The sequence below is a fragment of the Actinomadura sp. NPDC047616 genome (assembly GCF_040642915.1).
Lineage (GTDB): Bacteria > Actinomycetota > Actinomycetes > Streptosporangiales > Streptosporangiaceae > Spirillospora > Spirillospora miaoliensis.
Genome location: NZ_JBEYTB010000009.1, coordinates 110,072 through 126,786, shown reverse-complemented (window position 1 = coordinate 126,786; position 16,715 = coordinate 110,072). Strand labels below are relative to the sequence as shown.

The window sequence follows — 16,715 nt, the reverse complement described above, 5'->3', positions numbered from 1 at the left end:
CCTCCGGGGGGCACAGCCGGCCGACGTCACAGCCAGCCGAGGTCGCGTGCGGCCCGCACGGCGGCGTGCCGGTTGTCGACGCCGAGCTTGGTGACCGCGGCCGACAGGTAGTTGCGCACCGTCCCCTCCGACAGGCCGAGGGCGCGGGCGATGCGGGCGACGGGCGCGCCGTCGGCGGCGGCGCGCAGGGTGTCCAGCTCGCGCGGCGTGAGGGGGCACTCCTCGGCGGCCAGCGCGTCGGCGGCCAGTTGCGGGTCGATGTAGCGGGCGCCGCCGGCGACCTGCCGGATGACCTGCGCGAGCCGCGCGCCGGGCGCGTCCTTGCCGAGGAAGCCGCGCACGCCCGCGCTCATGGCGCGGCGCAGGTTGCCGGGCCGTCCGTGCGCGGTGACGATCACGACCTGGCAGCCGGGCAGGTCGCGGGCCAGGCGTTCGGCGGCGGCGAGCCCGTCCAGGCCCGGCATGTCCAGGTCGAGCACCGCCACGTCCGGTTTGAGGGCCAGCGCCCGTTCCACCGCCTCGTCGCCGCGGCCGACATCGGCCACGACCTCGATGCCGGGCTCGGTGTCCAGCAGCAGGACCAGCGCGTCCCTGATCAGCAGGTGGTCGTCGGCCAGCAGCACCCGGATCATGTCCGTCCCTTCCCGGCGGGTCCCCGCGCCGGGAGCAGCGGCACGGCCGCGGCCACCCGGAACGTTCCGTCGCCGACCGGCCCGGCGGTGAACTCCCCGCCCGCCGCCGCGATCCGCTCGGCCAGCCCGGCGAGCCCGCTGCCGGGCCGGTGCGGGGCGGCGCCCGGCGCGCGGCGGCCCGGCCCCGCCCCATCGTTGCTGATCTCCAGCCACATCCGGTCGTCGTCGGCCCACACCGTGATCAGGCACCAGGTCGCGGCGCTGTGCCGCAGCACGTTGGTGGCGGCCTCGCGGGCGACCCGGCCGAGCGGTTCGTGCACGTGGGCGGGCAGGCGCGGGGAGATCTCGGGACGCCGGCAGCGGATCGCGGCCGCCTGCAGCACGGCGGACATGCCGTCCAGTTCTGTGCGCAGCGACGTCGCCCGGTAGCCGCGGACGATCTCCCGCACGTCGCCGACCGCCGCACGCGCCATCGCCTGGATCTCGGTCAGTTCCTTGCGCACGCGCCCGGGGTCGCGCTCCAGATACCGTTCGGCGACCTCGGCGCGCAGTGCGACGGCCTGGAGGCTGTGGCCGAGCACGTCGTGCAGGTCCCGGGCGAAGCGCAGCCGCTCCTCCCCCACGGCGGACCGGGCCAGTTCCGCGCGCGCCCGGCGCAGTTCCTGGACGATGTGGTACATCCACACCGTCACGTAACCGGAGAAGGCCGCGACCGGGACGCCGAACAGCTCGTACAGCACCGTCAACGGGGGAAGACCGAGCAACACCCCGTACGCGGGGCTGAGCACGGTGGCGACCCCTGTCACCGCCACGGCCTGCCGTAGCGGCAGCACGACGGCGATGAGGCCCGCCGGGAACATCAGCAGGTTCCCCCAGCCGACCTCCGCGCCCATCACCGGCGGCAGCCCCCAGCACACGACGGTGAGGGCGGCAAGGCCGATCCGGTGGGCGGGCGCGGTACGGCGACGCAGGTTGAGCCACAGCAGCCGTCCGTACGTGGCGCATATGGCCGCCGTCGCGGCCACGGCCAGGGCCACGCGTCCCGGCTCGGAGCGGACGAAGATCTCGTACCAGAGGGCGGGCAGCAGCATGCCGGTCAGGGTCAGCAGGGTCAACGCCACGATGACGGCGGCGAAAGCCCCGGGGCGCCCGATCCTCGGCTGCACCTGTCTGCCTGCCTCTGCGATCAACGGGAGCAGGGTCACTCAGGGTACGCGAGGTGCCCGCCCCCGCCTCTTGGCGAAGCCGTCAAAGCTTTCGGCCGCCGATTATCACCGCGCTCACAATTTCAGCCCCCAGACAGGGCGCGTGGGCCTGCGCGAACGCTATGACCGCACCTGGGTGCGCCCAGTGGCCGCCTGAGGGCGTCCCAGGCGACCGGTGTTCGGTGTCAGGCGGCCTTGGGATGCGCTTCGTCACCGCCTGTGACCAGACGTCCTTCGTCCAGGATCCCGACACGGTCGGCGAAGCATGCCTCGTCCGGGGAACGAGTGGTCATCAGCACGGTGACCCCGTGGGCGGACAGTGCCCGCAGCACACCCCAGACGCGTTCCCTCGGTGCGTCCTGGAGGTCCGCCGTGGGCTCGTCCAGGAACAGCACATCGGAACGGGCCAGCAGAACCAGCGCCACGTCCAGCAGGCGCCGCTCCCCCGGCGTGAGCCGTTCGAACGGCACGTTCTCCAGCCCCGACAGGCCGACCAGGCGCAGCGCCTGCGTCGCGGTGAGCGGGTCCAATGTCCAGCGGCGCCAGGCGTCCACGACCTCCCCCACGGTCAGGCCCGGGAACAGGCCGCCGTCGCGCCACACCGTGCCCGCCCTCAGCGCGTCGCGCCGTTCGTACGGGTCGACCCCGCAGACCCGCACCGTCCCCCCGGTGGGACGACGCAGCCCCGCCCCCACCTCCAGCAGGGTGGTCTTGCCCGCCCCGTGACGACCCAGGAGCGCGTACATCTCGCCCCGGGCCACGGTGAACGAGACGTCCCGTACGGCGTCGCGCTCCCCGAAACGCACCCGCAGGTCGCGTACCTCGATCACGTCCATGCACCCATGCTGCCGAGCGCCGGCACAGGGCGGGCAGTCACGGACGTCAGGAAACGTCCGGGACCTTCACACGGCCACGCCATGACATTTGTCAGACCTCACGCCGACACCAGCAGATCCGGGCCGAGGTCCGCGACCCTGGTGTGGCCCGAGAGCATCAGGGTCAGGTCCAGCTCGGCCAGCAGGCAGCGCAGGACGTGCGTGACCCCCGCCTCGCCCCCGAGCGCGAGCCCGTACACGAAGGGGCGTCCCACCAGCACCGCCTTGGCGCCCAGGGCGAGCGCCTTGGCGATGTCGCCGCCGGTGCGGACGCCGCTGTCGAACAGCACCTCCGCCTGGTCGCGCACGGCCTCGACCACGGGCGGCAGCGCGTCCAGCGACGCCACCGCCCCGTCGATCTGCCGTCCGCCGTGGTTGGAGACGATCACGCCGTCCATGCCCGCGTCCACCGCGCGGCGCGCGTCGTCGGGATGCTGGATGCCCTTGAGCGCGATCGGCCCATGCCAGTGCTCGCGCAGGAACACCAGGTCGTCCCAGGTCAGCGAGGGATTGCCGAAGTTGGCCGCCCAGTGCAGGATCGCCGCGTCCCGGTTGGCCTCGGTGACCGGCCCGCCGACCGCCTTCTGGAACACCGGGTCGCTGAAGTAGTTGGCCACCCCGATGCCCCGCAGGAACGGCAGGTACGCCTGATCCAGGTCGCGGGGCCGCCACGCCAGCGCGAACGTGTCGAGCGTGACCACCAGCGCGGTGTACCCGGCGGCGGCCGCGCGCTCCAGGAAGCTGACGGCCAGCTCACGGTCCTTGGGCCAGTACAGCTGGTACCAGCGCGGCCCGTCCCCGTTCGCCTGCGCGACCTCCTCGATCGAGAACGACGAGGCCGTGCTCAGCACGTACGGCAGCCTGGTCGCCGCCGCCGCGCGCGCCGCCGCGCGCTCGCCGTCCGGATGGAAGATCGACTGGACGCCGACCGGGGCCAGCGCCACCGGCGCGGGCATCGGCGTGCCCAGCACCCGCACCGACAGGTCGCGCGCCGCCACGTCCCGCAGCATCCGCGGCACGATCCGCCACCGGTCGAACGCCTCCCGGTTGGCCCGCGCGGTCGCCTCGCTGCCCGCCGCCCCGGCCACGTACCCGAACGCCGCGGCCGACAGGCGCCGCTCGGCCAGCGCCTCCAGCCTGGTCAGGTCGGTGGGCAGCGCGGGGACGACGTCACCGAGGCCCCTCAGGTAGATCTCGTTCTGGAAGTCGGCGAGCGAACTCATGCCCGCCTCCCGCTCGCCGCCGCGCCGGGTCCTCGCCCGGCTCGCGGCGCCCGCTTCGCGGACGCCGCCGTGCCCCTGTGGCTCGCCACGCTGGCGGGCCAGGCGGCGTCACGCCCCTCCGGCTCACTCATGCGCCCTCCTCGGGCCGTCCGGACCGCGACGCCCCGCCGTCGTGGGGGCCGTCCGGTACGAATCTGTCTGTGGGACCGGCAACAATGTTCCACATGGCACGACGCGGATCCCAAGCCCCACCGCCGCCCGACTTCGAAGAGAACATCGTCGACGTCGACGTCTCCGAGGAGATGCGCGGCAGCTACCTTGAGTACGCCTACTCGGTGATCTACCAGCGGGCGCTTCCGGACGCGCGCGACGGGCTCAAGCCCGTGCAGCGCCGCATCCTGTACTCGATGAACGAGATGGGCCTGCGTCCCGACCGCGGTCACGTCAAGTGCGCCCGCGTCGTCGGCGAGGTCATGGGCAAGCTGCATCCGCACGGCGACAGCGCCATCTACGACGCCATGGTGCGCCTGGCCCAGCGCTGGGCGATGCGGATGCCGCTGGTGGACGGGCACGGCAACTTCGGCTCCCTCGGCGGCGACGACATGCCCGCCGCCATGCGGTACACCGAGGCCCGCATGTCCCGCGAGGCCATGCTGATGGTCGCCTCGATCGACGAGGGCACCGTCGACTTCCGGCCCAACTACGACGGGCAGGAGACCGAGCCGGAGGTGCTGCCCGCCGCGTTCCCGAACCTGCTGGTCAACGGGGCGTCCGGGATCGCGGTCGGAATGGCCACCAACATGGCCCCGCACAACCTCGGGGAGGTCATCGCCGCCGCCCGGCACCTGATCGACAACCCCGAGGCCGACCTGGACGCGCTGATGCGCTTCGTGCCCGGCCCCGACCTGCCCACCGGCGGCAAGATCGTCGGACTGGACGGCATCCGCGACGCCTACGCCACCGGCCGCGGCACGTTCCGCACCCGCGCGACCGCGCACATCGAGAACGTCACCCCCCGCCGCAAGGGCATCGTCGTCACCGAACTGCCGTACGCGGTCGGCCCCGAACGCGTCAAGGCCAAGATCAAGGACCTGGTCAACGCCAAGAAGCTGCAGGGCATCGCCGACCTGAAGGACCTCACCGACCGCACCACCGGGCTGCGCCTGGTCATCGAGGTCAAGAACGGCTTCCACCCGGAGGCCGTGCTGGAGGAGCTCTACCGGCTCACCCCGATGGAGGAGACCTTCGGCATCAACAACGTGGCGCTGGTGGACGGCCAGCCCCGCACCCTCGGCCTGCGCGAACTGCTGCAGGTCTACGTCGACCACCGCATCGACGTGGTGCGCCGCCGCTCGGCCCACCGCCGCGCCAAGCGCGAGGACCGGCTGCACCTGGTCGACGGCCTGCTGGTCGCGCTGCTCAACATCGACGAGGTCATCCAGGTCATCCGCGGCAGCGACGACTCCGCGCAGGCCAAGCAGCGCCTCATGCAGATCTTCGAACTGTCGGAGATCCAGTCGCAGTACATCCTCGACACGCCGCTGCGCCGCCTGACCCGCTACGACCGGCTGGAGCTGGAGAAGGAGAAGGAGCAGCTGGCCCGCGAGATCGCCGAGCTGACCGAGATCCTGGAGTCGGAGACCAAGCTGCGCGGCGTGGTCTCGGCCGAGCTGGCCGAGGTCGCCGCCGAGTACGCCACGCCCCGCCGCACCGTCCTGCTGGAGGCGTCCGGCCACACCGCCGCGGCCGCCGTGCCGCTGGAGGTCCCCGACGACCCCTGCCTGGTGCTGATGTCGTCCACCGGCCTGCTCGCCCGCACCACCACCGCCGAGCCGCTGCCCGCCGAGGGCGACCGGGCACCGCACGACGTGCTGGCGTCGGTCGTCCGCACGTCGGCGCGCGGCCAGATCGGCGCGGTCACCTCGGCCGGACGGATGATCCGCATCGAGGTCATCGACCTGCCGATGCTGCCGCCGTCGGCCACCGCGCCGTCCCTGGCCGGCGGCGCGCCCATCGACGAGTACATCGCCCTGGAGGACGACGAGAAGGTCGTCGGCCTGGGCGTCATCGCCGACTCCGGCGCCGGTCTCGCCCTGGGCACCGAGCAGGGCGTGGTCAAACGGGTCGTCCCCGACTTCCCCAACCGCGACGACTTCGAGGTGATCGGCCTGAAGGAGGGCGACCGCGTGGTGGGCGCCGTCCAGCTGACCTCCGAGGACCAGGACCTGGTCTTCATCACCACCGACGCCCAGTTGCTGCACTACAGCGCCGCCAACGTCCGTCCCCAGGGCCGCCCCGCGGGGGGAATGGCGGGCATCAAGCTCTCCGCCGGGGCACGCGTCCTGTGGTTCGGCGCCGTCGACCCGGCCCGTGAGAACCGCGTGGTGACGGTCTCCGGCTCCTCCACGGCCCTGCCCGGCACCCAGACCGGCGCGGTCAAGGTCTCCGACTACGCCGACTTCCCGGCCAAGGGCCGCGCCACCGGCGGCGTCCGCTCCCACCGCTTCCTCAAGGGCGAGGACGCCCTGATCCTGGCCTGGGCGGGCCCGGCCCCCGTACGCGCCGCGTCCTCCACGGGCAAGCCGCTGCCCCTGACAACGGAACTGGGCCGCCGCGACGGGTCCGGCGAAAAACTCGCCACGCCCATAACGGCCCTGGGCGGCCCCCTGGCCTCCGAGGCATAACACGTCTTGCGGGCGCGCCCTGGGCCCTCGCCCAGGCCGCGCCCGCATGACGCACACCCTCGACCGAGGGCACCCAAGGTGGCCAGTCGCTCAGGCCGGCGGGTGCGGGGTCACGCGGAAGCCGGGCGCTCCTGGACGACCCAGTGATTGTCGTCCGGGTCGCTGAAAAAGATCATCGTGCTCCAGGGCTTCTCGCCACGCCCCGGACGCTGCACTCCATCCTCGAAGTGCACCACGTCGCTGACCGGAGCCCCCCGTCCCGCCAGTTCCGCGTGGGCGGCCTCGACATCGCCGACCACAAGCGTCAGCCCCTTGACGCTGCCAGGCTCACCGTCGGTGACCAGATGGATCGAACACCCGGAGCCGGGCGGCGTGAGCTGCACAAGCCGTCTTCCCCCTGGGATCTCCTGGTCGATGTCCACGTTGAAGCCGACCTGCTCGCTGTAGAAGGCCTTCGCCCGGTCCACGTCCGAGACGGGCACCGGCACCACTTCAAGATTCCAGTCCACGCCAGGATCCTCCTACGCCCCAGTGACAGAACCAGGCCGCTCAACGCCCCCTCCTCAGGAGCGCACCCTGCTTCACCCCCGCCGCCCCACCGACGTCCTGACGCGACACGCCCAGCCGCACCCCCACCACTCCCTCGCGACGCCCACACCCCACGCGGATCGACCTGGAATCCCGGGCCGCCCTGGGCGGACTGCCGCCCGCGCACTGGAAACGCTCACCAGGGTCGTAGTGCTCGCGCCAGTATTCGGTGATGCCCAACACAAGATCGAAGTCCTGCGTCTCGGCCCACCCAAAACCGACACGCACCCCCTCACCTGCAAAGCCCCTGACACGTTGATCGGGGGACGGGCGCGGGAGGCGGCCAGCACAAGTGTCCCCGGGACCGGCCAGCGCACGGTGGTGTACTCCAACACCCGTTCCGGGCGGGTTCCGGCTGAATCCACGCTGTCCCGGCCACCGGGTCGACCGGCACGCCCTTGATTCACCAGTACGGGCGTCCTCGGCAGGGACCGCGGGACGCCTTGCCCCGTGGCGAGCACGCCCCGCCGCCTCACCTGCTCACTGACCAGGCGGAGTGGCCGCGCTGAACGCGTGGGCCGGAGGATACTGAGCGGTATTCGACGGATGGAGGACGACCATGACCGAGGCGCTGGTGCTGGGCGGCGGGGGTGTCGGCGGGATCGCCTGGATCACCGGGGTGCTTGCCGGGCTGGCCGACGCGGGGCAGGACGTCACCGGCGCCGGCGTGATCGTGGGTACGTCCGCGGGCTCGGCCGTCGCGGCGCAGCTGGGCAGCGGACTGAGCCTGGACGAGCTGTACGCCCGGCAGGTCGAGCCGGAGCTGCAGGCCGCCGAGATCATGGTCGACCTGGACCTGGAGAGGTTCGGCGCCGAGTTCGCCGCCACGCTGCGCGATGTCGACACCGTTGCGGAGATCCGGCGCGCGGTGGGCAGGTACGCGCTCAAGGCCGCCACCGTGCCGGAGCCGGAGCGACGGGCGGTGATCGAGTCGCGGCTGCCGTCCCACGCGTGGCCGACGCGATCGTTGAAGATCGTCGCGGTGGACGCCGAGAGCGGTGAGCCGCGGGTGTTCGACAACGCCTCGGGCGTGAACCTCGTCGACGCCGTCGCGGCGAGCTGCGCCGTACCCGGCGTGTGGCCACCCGTGACGATCGGCGGACGCCGGTACGTCGACGGCGGCGTCCGCTCCGGCGCCAACGCCGACTACGCCGCCGGTGCGTCCCGGGTCCTGGTGCTCGCGCCACTGGGCGGCGTCGAACTGGTTCCGACCGACAGGCCGCTGGACCAGACCGTCGAGGAGCTGCGTGCGAGCGGCGCCGAGGTCGCGGTCATCGAACCGGACGAGGCGTCGCGGACGGCCATCGGCCCGAACCCGCTCGCCCCGTCCACCCGCGAGCCGGCCGCCGAGGCGGGCCGCGCCCAGGGCCGCACACTCGAGATCCAATGGAGCCGCCCGCAGCAGCCGTCTCAGAAGTGATCCCATTGGTCGGCCTGCCGTGATCGCCGTTTCCGCAGACCGTGGGAGGACCCTGCCATGTGGAGAAAGCTCATCGGGCGCCTGTACGGTGACGCGGAGTTCGCCGCACCCGCGTCCGACGAGGAGATCGACGAGATCGCGCGGCGGCTGGGCCAGGCGGTGCCGGACGAACTGCGAGAACTGCTGCGGCAGACCAACGGCGTGCGGGCCGAGTACGGATCCGGACTGGTGTGGTCGGCGCAGGAGATCATCAAGGAGAACACGGAGTTTCGGGGCAGCGCCGACTTCGCCGAGCTCTACATGCCGTTCGACCAGCTGATGTTCATCGGGGACAACGGCGGTGGTGACCAGTTCGCGTACGTCCGGGGCCCTTCTGGACGACCCGACGACGTGTTCGTGTGGGATCACGAAACCGACGAACGCAAGTGGATCGCCAACTCGCTCGAGGACTACCTGCAGCGTAGGGCGGACGCGAACGGCGACGACTGGTACAAGTGAGCGAGCCGAGGAGCGGGCACAGCCATCCTTTGGTCCAAGCGATGCACGAGGTCGCCTCCCTGCGAGCGTCCAGCTTGCCGAACCTGCTCGCGCCGGACGCCCCGTTGCGTTCGAGCTGGTTGATCGCGCACCCCGCAGCATGGCGTTCACGGGCCGGAGGAGCGTTCACGACGTTGCTGAAGGGTGCCAACACGCCGGTGCCTGTTCCATCCGTACGTGTCGAACTGGGTCAGGCACGCCGCCTCCCTGTCCCCCCGCACCACACCCATGGAAACTCCCCGCACCCGCCACCCCGCCAACGCGGCGACGAGGGCAGATGCACCCTCCGAAGCTGCTGGCCAGACTCTTGATCGCCGCTAGCCCCGCGCGGCACTCACGGGGTATGCGCCTCCGCCCCGGGTCTGCGGCAGACACGCGTTCGACCGGCCTCCGACGACGCAACGGCATCTCGCCAACGAGCCCGGACGCCACGTCACACCCCCTCAAACCGAGCCGCCAAACCGAGCCACCAGGCCGAACCACCAGGCCGAGCCGCCACACCAAACCGCCAGGCCGAGCCATCACACCGGGTCGCGTCAGGTTAGGGCATCAGGCCGGACCAACAAACCGGGGCGTCAAGCCAAGCCACCTGGCCGGACCAACAAACCGGGGCGTCAGACCGGGGCCTCACCGGCCGACAGTCCGCGTTCCTTGTCGCGGCGCCGCAGGTCGCGGACGACCTCGGCGACCTTGTTGACGTCACCGGATGCGAGCTTCTCCAGGTTCGCCTTGTAACGCCGTCAGGCCGGGGCGACAGGCCGGGGCGTCAGACCGGGGTGTCAGGCCAAGGGGCGACTCGCCATTCCCAGGGGCGCGTTCGTCACGCGGGAATACCCACCGCCATCTCGGGAGTTGGATCGGCCGTTGGATCTTGAAATGGAGGTCAGTATGCGTGCGTTGGTCGTCAAGGAGCCCGGCCCACCGGAGTCCCTGCGGCTCACGGAGACGGCCACACCGTCACCGGGACCGGGCGAGCTGACCATCGACGTGGCCTACGCCGGAGTCGGCTTCGTCGACACGCTCTTTCGCTCGGGCGCCTTCGACCTCCCCACGCCCTTCACCCCGGGTATCGAGGTCACCGGCCATGTCCGCGAGATCGGCCCCGGCGTCACCGGCTTCGAGCCCGGACAGCCCGTGGGTGCCCTGCTCAACGACTTCGGGCGCGGTATGCGGGCGGGCGGCTATGCCGAGGTCGCCGTCGCTCACGCCACGATGACCACCCGCCTTCCCGGAGACGCCGACCTGGCGCGGATGGCCGCCGTCCTGATCAACGGCGTCACCGCGTGGCTCGCGCTGCACGACCTGGCGCGACTACAGGTCGGCGACGACGTGCTGGTGCTGGGCGCAAGCGGCGGTCTGGGCGGCATCACCGGCCGCCTCGCCGCCATCCACCCGGCCGGCCGCGTCATCGGCTCGTCCCGTCGCCCCTCCGACGCCCCCACGTGGACGCACTTGGTAACCGACCTGGACACCGTCCCGGACCTCACCGGCGGCCGTGGCGTCGACATCGTCATCGACCCCGTCGGCGGCGACCTGCGCACCCGGGCCTACGACCTGCTCGCCCCCTTCGGCCGCCTGGTGGTCGTCGGCAACGCCAGCGGTCAGGACCGCCCCGTCTCGGCCGACTCCGCCTGGCTGAACACCCGCCAGATCCTCGGCTTCAGCCTCGGCGGCGTCGCCCACCTCATCCCCGACCGCGTCGGCACCGCCCTCTCGGCCATCGTCGACCTCGTTCACCGCGGAGTCCTGCGCGAGCCCGCCCCGTCCGTCGTGCCGCTCGACCAGGCCACCGAAGTCCACCAAGCATTGGAGACCCGCACAGCCCCGGCCAAAACCGTCCTGGCCATCCGCTAACGGCACCTGGTTACGATCTTGGTGGCACTGACCGGTAGGTATCTGGTCAGCAAGAAGACCTCCAGGCGTAGGCGTACCGAGCAGCGGGCGCGGCGGCTGACGAGCGTCACGGAATCGTCAGCCGCATCCCACTGAGCAGGTCGATCAGCCAAGGCTCCGCCCTTCCCCTGCTGCTCGGCCACACGGACGCCTTGCGATCGACGAGCTGCTGCTCGGTTGCGCCCTCTCGGCCAGCAGCACCAGCAGGGAAATGACCACGGTGCCGACGCCGATCTGTGACAGCGCCACCCCGGGGGGCCTCCAGGACGACGAACAGTACGCCCAGGGGCAGGCCGTAGCCCGACAGCACCATGGCCTGCCATACGGGAGCGCGGGTCAGCACGACCACCCTGGCCATCACCACCGCCATCGCCGAGGTGAGGTAGCTCAGCGCGTACCCCGCCGCGCTGGGCCGCCGGCAGCGTCCCGGCACAGTGGCTGGGCTGGCGGGCGCCCGTGCCGCGGGCCCGCAACCTCACCTGATCATCGCGATGCTCGTCACCAACGCGGCCAGACACAGATCACCTCTGGTCCGCACACCCGGTGATGACCAACGGCGACACCGACGCGCGCGCAGAGAGACCGGGATGTCAGCAGGCCACACGGAAGCTCGCGGTCCCGGAGCACCAGCAACATGGGACGCGCAGCCTGCTCCACCTGTGCTGTTCCTGACCTACCTGGCGCCGTTCCTCCGCGACATGTCCGGCACCGGCCCCACCACCCTCGGCTGGGTGTTCGCCGTCTGCGGACTGGCCGGCATCGCCGAAGGCCAACTCGGCGGACGCGCCACCGACCGCTGGGGCCCCTCCACCGCCCTGCTGCTCAGCGGCGCCCTGTTCTGGGCGTCAGCCGCAGCCGTGGGGTGTGGAGGCAGGTTGAGGCGCGGACGCATGTCAGCGATGCGGCCCAGCCGATTCATCCGGTGGACTGTTCTGCTCCTTGAGCAGGTTCTTGATCTCGGTCATGCCCCACAGGACCTTGCCCATCGAGTTCTCGATCTCCGTCAGCCGCATCTCCACACCGGTCAGCCGCCCTTCGACCCGGGTGAGGCGGCCATCGACGCTGCTCAGCCGCTCCTCGACCCTGGTCAGGCGGTCCTCCACCGTGGTCAGGCGCCGGTTCATGTCGCTCTGTGTGGTGCTGAGGGCGACGAGCAGGGCGTGTTGGGCGTCGAGCCTGGCCGTGATGGTCACACCGCCGCGCTGCCTGGGCAGCCCGACATACTCTTCCAGAGCCATCAACCGGGCCTTGATCACGGCGCTCCGAAGCAGCATCGTGTTCGTCTCCTTCTCCTGACCGGGGGGCTGGGGAGGTCTCGGAGTTCAAGCCTGGCAAGTCGTCACGGTCCGCGTCAGTGAAATCACGATCTGTGGAAAACTCATCGAGGATCGAGGCCGCGCCGCAGGACGACCTCGACATCGGCGCGGTGGAAGCGCAGGCGGCCGCTGGGGGTTCGGGCTGACGGCAACAGGCCCCGCGCTGCCCAGCCGGAGACCGTCGACCTGGCGACGCGGAACATCGTGGCCACCTCCGCCGTGGTCAGCAGGTCGGGCAGATCGTCATTTCGCATCCAGGTCCTCGCAGTGCCGCACGATCGTCTCCGCCGCCTCGGTCACGTCCCCCAGCGGGAACCGCAGCATCCCGGCACACGGCGTGGTCACCGCCAGTCCGCCGTCCCGCGCCCACACGGTGATCCCGGCCCGTACTGAGAGCACCGACATGTCCCAGCCCTCTGAGCGGTGCAACGGCCCCAGGCCGCGCGCTCTAAGGACAGCCTCCAGGTGACGCGCCGCTTCTCGGCAGCCCTGCCGGATCGGGGGGAGCGCCGCCGGGCTGTCCTTCGGAGCGGGCAGCGCGAAATAGACAACCTTGCCGCAGGTGGGCGAGCGACCGAGCCGAGATCTCGTTCGGTGGACTCCCCACTCACCGCCGTGTTCACCCGTGAGGCCGTCCACCAGTTCGAGCCCACGGCCTCCCTCGGCTCCGGGTGCGGGACGGAGGGGCTGGTGAGGGACGGCCCCCTTCCATGGGGCGCTATCGAAAACCTTGGTCACGATCTGCGAGGCCTCGCCCCGCCGGTACATCCACAACTCGGGCTGCCCCAACGGCCGGCAACGGTCCCGCAGCGCGTGCACGAGAACGTTCGTCGCGAGTTCCGAGACCATAGTGGCCGCGTCTCCCACCATCTCCTCGGAGATCAGTAGCGCCCGCAGCGTCTCCCGCACCCTTCCCCGCGCCACCGCCGCGATTGTCGCGTCCTGCGGCAACGCCCACACCGCACACCCTCCAGCCACAATGAGGCCTGCACCGGGAGCCTCCGCGCCCCGCACCGTTCGTTCGGCCGTCGGACCGAGCCCGCCCAGGCTGGGGGGCATGTCGCGCTCAGAGGCACGATCTGCCATGGGGTTTGAACCTCCGCTGTCACCGATCAAGGCGTGACGGTGTCGCCTCACCGCACGGACGCCTTTTCCTTCCAAATGGGGCATAAGTCGCTGACCTCGACGAGCCCGCAACCCGCTTTTCACGTGACTCTCAGTGAATCCGTGTCACGCGACGCAAGGACAGGTGAGAATGACCGAGACCGCCCGGGGAGCCGCATCTCCAGGCGTACCGCGCCGATCAACGCGCTGATCAAGAGGAGCGGAACGATGAGCGATCAGCAGCTCCCGAAGTGGGCCGTACGGATCTGGGCCGAACGCGAAAGGCGCGGTTGGACCAAGCACGAGATGGCTAGGCAACTGATGCGAGCGGCCGACCTCTCCTACGGAAACGTCGTCAACCTCGCGCGGCAGATCTACGACTGGGAAAAGGGCAAGCACTTCCCGCGCGACTGGGCGAGGGCCTATGCCACCGCGTTCGACACCACCGTCGAGAAGCTGTTCGGGGTACCGGATCCCACACAGCGGGCCGTGGACCTCGCGGGTACCGTGGAGGACAGCGCCACCTCCGACGATTGGTACGACATGGAGCGTCGCCGCCTACTGGAACTGCTCGTGCTGAGCCTGGGAACCGGTGCCCTGGCCTCATCCGGAGAACCGATCCGTCAACTCCTCGACCTCACTCTTCTGAGCGAAGACCGCTCCACCGAGGACTGGGAACTGTCGTGCATTGATCATCTACACGCACTTCGGACCAGGCCCGCGATCCAGGTCCGGGACGGGCTCCTCATCGATCTCCTGGCACTCCAACGTCAATTGAAGAAGGCTGACACCAAGGACCAGCCCGACCTGAACCGGTCTGCCGCAGCGTTGTCCCTCATCATGGCCAACGCGCTGACGCGCATAGGCAACCACGCGGCCGCGATCCACTGGTGGCGCACAGCGAAGACCGCCGCCGACGCGTCCGGCGATCTCAATGTTCGACTTCTGATTCGCTGTAGAGAAGCAGGTTGCGCCCTCTACGGGCAACGTGACATCCCAACGGTACTCACGCTGGTTGACAAGGCGCGGGATCTCGCGCCGGGCCCGTCCTCCTTCTGGTACGCCGACCTCGCAGGCACACGGGCCAAGGCGCTCACCCTTCTCGGCCGACACGACGAGGCCAAACGAGAGCTGAACACGTTCGTCGGCTACTCCGGACACGACGGGCCTGCCACCGTCATCCCGACACTCTGGTGCCCCGACCAGGCACATTTCGCCGAGAGCTGGGTCTACTCGACGATTGGAGATGAGGCGAGGGCAGACGAAGCACGTTCCCACGTGCTCGCATACAACGGTGACTACCAGTACACCGCCAACGTGCGCCTACACGAGGCGATCTGCACCGTCGTGAACGGCGGCATCGACCAAGGCGCCCGGCAAGCCACGGCCATACTCGACGCCCTCCCAACAGCCCATCACAGCGCCATGATCACCGAGACCGGGAAGATCCTCCTGCGCATGGTGCCACTCGACCAGCAACACCGCCCCGCAGTCCAAGATCTCCGCACCGCTCTCGCCGCCACCACCCCGCACGCGGCTCCCCTGCTTTGACCAGGCTCAGAGAGTGGTTTGACATGGAGCGTCGTCGCCTGCTGAAACTGCTCGGTCTGAGCCTGGGGGCCGGCCCCCTGGTCTCATCCGGCGAACCGCTCCGGCAGCTCCTCGACCTCGCCCTTCAGAGCGAAGATCGCTCCGTCGAGGATTGGGAAGTGGCGTGTGTCAATCACATGCACGCGCTGCAAAGACAGCCCCCCGTCCAGGTCCGTGATGGTCTCCTGGTTGATCTTCTGGCGCTTCAGCGTCAACTGAAGAACACCGCCGCCAAGAACATCCCCGACCTGAGCCGAGTCGCAGCTGTGCAGTCGTTCATGATGGCGAACGCACTGACGCGCCTCGGTGACCATTCGACGGCAATCCACTGGTGGCATACGGCCAAGGCTGCCGCCGATGCGTCCGGGGACCTCCACGTACGACTCATGGTTCGCTCCGAGGAAGCAGGCTGCGGCCTCTACGGACAGCACGGCATCCCAACAGTCCTCAGGCTCCTGGACGACGCTCAGGAGCTGGGGCCGGACAAATCTTCCTTCTGGTATGCAGACCTTGCAGGCACACGGGCCAAGGCGCTCACGCTGCTCGGCCGACACGATGAGGCCCAACGAGAACTAGCCACCTTCGTGGACTACGACGGCGACGACTGGCGCGCACGCATCATCCCAATCCGCTGGAACTTCGGCCAGCAGCACTTCGCCGAAAGCTGGGTCTACGCGGGCGCGGGAGACGAAGCCAAGGCTGACGAAGCACGTGGTCGGCTGCTGGCCCACAACCCCAACTACACGCACGACGTCAACGGGCGCCTCCACGAGGCCGTCTGCACCGTGGTGAACGGCGGCATCGACCAAGGCGCCCAGCAAGCCACCGCTCTACTCGGCAGCCTGCCATCGACACATCGCAGCGCGATGATCAGCGAAGTCGGGAGGATGGTCCTCCGCATGGTGCCACTCGACCAACGCGACCGCCCCGCAGTCCAAGACCTCCGCGCCACACTCGCCGCCACTGCGCCGCACGCGACGCTCTCCCAACTCTGATCGCAAGGCTCGGACGCCCGACGCCAGGACCCCATCCGCACCGGAGCAGGCGCATCAGTTCCCTCACTGACCGCGCCCCAGCTTTCCCGCGCGGCCGCGGCCGTTGATCATCCGCATGAGCGAACCCCTCCCCGTCACGGCTGATGGCCGGCGCATAGGCCTACCAGCGTCGGCTCCCGCTGCCAGACGTCGGAACCTCTCAGTCTCCTTATCTCCGCGTGAGCTCACGTCAGGCGCGCCTCAAACGTTCAGAGGCCAGGAGATGCTCCTGTGTCTCCGTATCCTGTTCACGACCGCCCCATAGACGTGACGTTTCAGGTCAGCCATACCGGATTTGCGGACGGCCTTATTTCCCGCCGAAGGTCGCTTCCATGGGGGTCACTTCCTTGGGGGTGCGGCGGAGGGCGTCCTCGACCGACGCGATCAAGTTGCGCATGGCGGATCGCAGTCGTCTGCGCTGGTCGATCAGTTCGCGCTCGAAGGCGGCAGCCGCTCCGCCCTTGCCGCTGACCCACACATGACGGCTCGCCATCCGCTTGATCGGCTTGTCGAGTGCGCGTTCCACCACGTCGGCGTCACGCCGCAACTTGCGCAGAAGTTCCTCCAGCTCCCGATACTTCGGATTCGGGACCATACCCGGAGCCATGATCTTC

16 protein-coding genes and 2 pseudogenes are annotated in these 16,715 nt (G+C 70.2%); 6 read left to right on the top strand and 12 right to left on the bottom strand.

The annotated features are described in order from the left end of the window. Positions 1 to 26: 26 nt before the first annotated feature. The 4 genes from ABZ801_RS22285 to ABZ801_RS22270 form a co-directional block, all read right to left on the bottom strand. Positions 27 to 632, bottom strand: coding sequence for a response regulator transcription factor (locus ABZ801_RS22285; RefSeq protein WP_360700686.1), 606 nt, complete (start codon positions 630 to 632; stop codon positions 27 to 29). After that, entirely contained in the window at positions 629 to 1,822 is a 1,194-nt protein-coding gene (locus ABZ801_RS22280) for a histidine kinase (RefSeq protein WP_360700683.1), read from the bottom strand. Before ABZ801_RS22280 ends, ABZ801_RS22285 begins: the two co-directional genes overlap by 4 nt. Positions 1,823 to 2,022: 200 nt before the next feature. Beyond that, complete coding sequence (locus ABZ801_RS22275; protein WP_360700680.1) at positions 2,023 to 2,673, bottom strand: ABC transporter ATP-binding protein; 651 nt, start codon at positions 2,671 to 2,673, stop codon at positions 2,023 to 2,025. Positions 2,674 to 2,771: 98 nt separating this feature from the next. Further along, complete coding sequence (locus ABZ801_RS22270; protein ID WP_360700677.1) at positions 2,772 to 3,935, bottom strand: lactate 2-monooxygenase; 1,164 nt, start codon at positions 3,933 to 3,935, stop codon at positions 2,772 to 2,774. A 224-nt stretch (positions 3,936 to 4,159) separates the two neighbouring features. Here ABZ801_RS22270 and ABZ801_RS22265 point away from each other — a divergent pair, with 224 nt between their 5' ends. Next, positions 4,160 to 6,619, top strand: coding sequence for a DNA topoisomerase IV subunit A (locus ABZ801_RS22265; RefSeq protein ID WP_360700674.1), 2,460 nt, complete (start codon positions 4,160 to 4,162; stop codon positions 6,617 to 6,619). 110 nt (positions 6,620 to 6,729) lie between these two features. On the opposite strand, the gene ABZ801_RS22260 is transcribed toward ABZ801_RS22265, so the two are convergent. Further along, on the bottom strand, positions 6,730 to 7,128 hold the full coding sequence (locus ABZ801_RS22260) for a VOC family protein (RefSeq protein WP_360700671.1): 399 nt from the start codon (positions 7,126 to 7,128) through the stop codon (positions 6,730 to 6,732). Between the two features lie 638 nt (positions 7,129 to 7,766). On the opposite strand from ABZ801_RS22260, the gene ABZ801_RS22255 reads away from it, so the two are divergent. Both ABZ801_RS22255 and ABZ801_RS22250 read left to right on the top strand, forming a co-directional pair. Next, a complete protein-coding gene (locus tag ABZ801_RS22255) occupies positions 7,767 to 8,627 on the top strand; it encodes a patatin-like phospholipase family protein (RefSeq protein ID WP_360700668.1) in 861 nt (286 codons plus the stop codon). Positions 8,628 to 8,684: 57 nt separating this feature from the next. After that, positions 8,685 to 9,125: an SMI1/KNR4 family protein gene (locus ABZ801_RS22250; protein ID WP_360700665.1), complete on the top strand. Its 441-nt coding sequence runs from the start codon at positions 8,685 to 8,687 to the stop codon at positions 9,123 to 9,125. A 665-nt stretch (positions 9,126 to 9,790) separates the two neighbouring features. Here ABZ801_RS22250 and ABZ801_RS22245 read toward each other — a convergent pair. Then, positions 9,791 to 9,910: pseudogene (locus ABZ801_RS22245) on the bottom strand (CarD family transcriptional regulator); the annotation flags it as partial. Between the two features lie 142 nt (positions 9,911 to 10,052). Between ABZ801_RS22245 and ABZ801_RS22240 the strand changes: the two are divergent. Then, a complete protein-coding gene (locus tag ABZ801_RS22240) occupies positions 10,053 to 11,018 on the top strand; it encodes a zinc-binding dehydrogenase (RefSeq protein ID WP_360700662.1) in 966 nt (321 codons plus the stop codon). Positions 11,019 to 11,124: 106 nt separating this feature from the next. On the opposite strand, the gene ABZ801_RS22235 is transcribed toward ABZ801_RS22240, so the two are convergent. The 5 genes and pseudogenes from ABZ801_RS22235 to ABZ801_RS22215 form a co-directional block, all read right to left on the bottom strand. Further along, complete coding sequence (locus tag ABZ801_RS22235) at positions 11,125 to 11,427, bottom strand: hypothetical protein (protein WP_360700660.1); 303 nt, start codon at positions 11,425 to 11,427, stop codon at positions 11,125 to 11,127. A 523-nt stretch (positions 11,428 to 11,950) separates the two neighbouring features. Then, positions 11,951 to 12,331 (bottom strand): hypothetical protein, encoded by a 381-nt coding sequence (locus ABZ801_RS22230; RefSeq protein ID WP_360700657.1) that lies wholly within the window; start codon positions 12,329 to 12,331, stop codon positions 11,951 to 11,953. Between the two features lie 104 nt (positions 12,332 to 12,435). Beyond that, the gene (locus ABZ801_RS22225; RefSeq protein WP_360700654.1) at positions 12,436 to 12,627 is read right to left on the bottom strand and encodes a helix-turn-helix domain-containing protein; all 192 of its coding nucleotides are present in this window, start codon (positions 12,625 to 12,627) and stop codon (positions 12,436 to 12,438) included. Next, the gene (locus ABZ801_RS22220; protein WP_360701212.1) at positions 12,617 to 12,778 is read right to left on the bottom strand and encodes a hypothetical protein; all 162 of its coding nucleotides are present in this window, start codon (positions 12,776 to 12,778) and stop codon (positions 12,617 to 12,619) included. Before ABZ801_RS22220 ends, ABZ801_RS22225 begins: the two co-directional genes overlap by 11 nt. 225 nt (positions 12,779 to 13,003) lie before the next feature. Beyond that, a pseudogene (locus ABZ801_RS22215) lies at positions 13,004 to 13,432 on the bottom strand (ATP-binding protein); the annotation flags it as partial. A 273-nt stretch (positions 13,433 to 13,705) separates the two neighbouring features. Here ABZ801_RS22215 and ABZ801_RS22210 point away from each other — a divergent pair. Both ABZ801_RS22210 and ABZ801_RS22205 read left to right on the top strand, forming a co-directional pair. Continuing rightward, positions 13,706 to 15,028 carry a hypothetical protein gene (locus ABZ801_RS22210; protein WP_360700651.1) on the top strand — a complete coding sequence of 441 codons (1,323 nt, stop codon included), beginning with the start codon at positions 13,706 to 13,708 and terminating at the stop codon, positions 15,026 to 15,028. A gap of 23 nt (positions 15,029 to 15,051) precedes the next feature. Next, entirely contained in the window at positions 15,052 to 16,062 is a 1,011-nt protein-coding gene (locus tag ABZ801_RS22205; protein WP_360700648.1) for a hypothetical protein, read from the top strand. A gap of 346 nt (positions 16,063 to 16,408) precedes the next feature. On the opposite strand, the gene ABZ801_RS22200 is transcribed toward ABZ801_RS22205, so the two are convergent. Further along, on the bottom strand, positions 16,409 to 16,708 hold the full coding sequence (locus tag ABZ801_RS22200; RefSeq protein WP_360700645.1) for a hypothetical protein: 300 nt from the start codon (positions 16,706 to 16,708) through the stop codon (positions 16,409 to 16,411). Positions 16,709 to 16,715: the final 7 nt, after the last annotated feature.

Excerpts from the sequence above, each read along its gene's own strand:
- ABZ801_RS22220 (WP_360701212.1), bottom strand. The coding sequence starts at position 12,778 with ATGTCGGTGCTCTCAGTACGGGCCGGGATCACCGTGTGGGCGCGGGAC.
- ABZ801_RS22235 (WP_360700660.1), bottom strand. The coding sequence starts at position 11,427 with ATGGCGGTGGTGATGGCCAGGGTGGTCGTGCTGACCCGCGCTCCCGTA.
- ABZ801_RS22250 (WP_360700665.1), top strand. The coding sequence starts at position 8,685 with ATGTGGAGAAAGCTCATCGGGCGCCTGTACGGTGACGCGGAGTTCGCC.
- ABZ801_RS22255 (WP_360700668.1), top strand. The coding sequence starts at position 7,767 with ATGACCGAGGCGCTGGTGCTGGGCGGCGGGGGTGTCGGCGGGATCGCC.
- ABZ801_RS22270 (WP_360700677.1), bottom strand. The coding sequence starts at position 3,935 with ATGAGTTCGCTCGCCGACTTCCAGAACGAGATCTACCTGAGGGGCCTC.
- ABZ801_RS22225 (WP_360700654.1), bottom strand. The coding sequence starts at position 12,627 with ATGCGAAATGACGATCTGCCCGACCTGCTGACCACGGCGGAGGTGGCC.
- ABZ801_RS22200 (WP_360700645.1), bottom strand. The coding sequence starts at position 16,708 with ATGGCTCCGGGTATGGTCCCGAATCCGAAGTATCGGGAGCTGGAGGAA.
- ABZ801_RS22240 (WP_360700662.1), top strand. The coding sequence starts at position 10,053 with ATGCGTGCGTTGGTCGTCAAGGAGCCCGGCCCACCGGAGTCCCTGCGG.
- ABZ801_RS22285 (WP_360700686.1), bottom strand. The coding sequence starts at position 632 with ATGATCCGGGTGCTGCTGGCCGACGACCACCTGCTGATCAGGGACGCG.
- ABZ801_RS22205 (WP_360700648.1), top strand. The coding sequence starts at position 15,052 with ATGGAGCGTCGTCGCCTGCTGAAACTGCTCGGTCTGAGCCTGGGGGCC.
- ABZ801_RS22210 (WP_360700651.1), top strand. The coding sequence starts at position 13,706 with ATGAGCGATCAGCAGCTCCCGAAGTGGGCCGTACGGATCTGGGCCGAA.
- ABZ801_RS22275 (WP_360700680.1), bottom strand. The coding sequence starts at position 2,673 with ATGGACGTGATCGAGGTACGCGACCTGCGGGTGCGTTTCGGGGAGCGC.
- ABZ801_RS22230 (WP_360700657.1), bottom strand. The coding sequence starts at position 12,331 with ATGCTGCTTCGGAGCGCCGTGATCAAGGCCCGGTTGATGGCTCTGGAA.
- ABZ801_RS22265 (WP_360700674.1), top strand. The coding sequence starts at position 4,160 with ATGGCACGACGCGGATCCCAAGCCCCACCGCCGCCCGACTTCGAAGAG.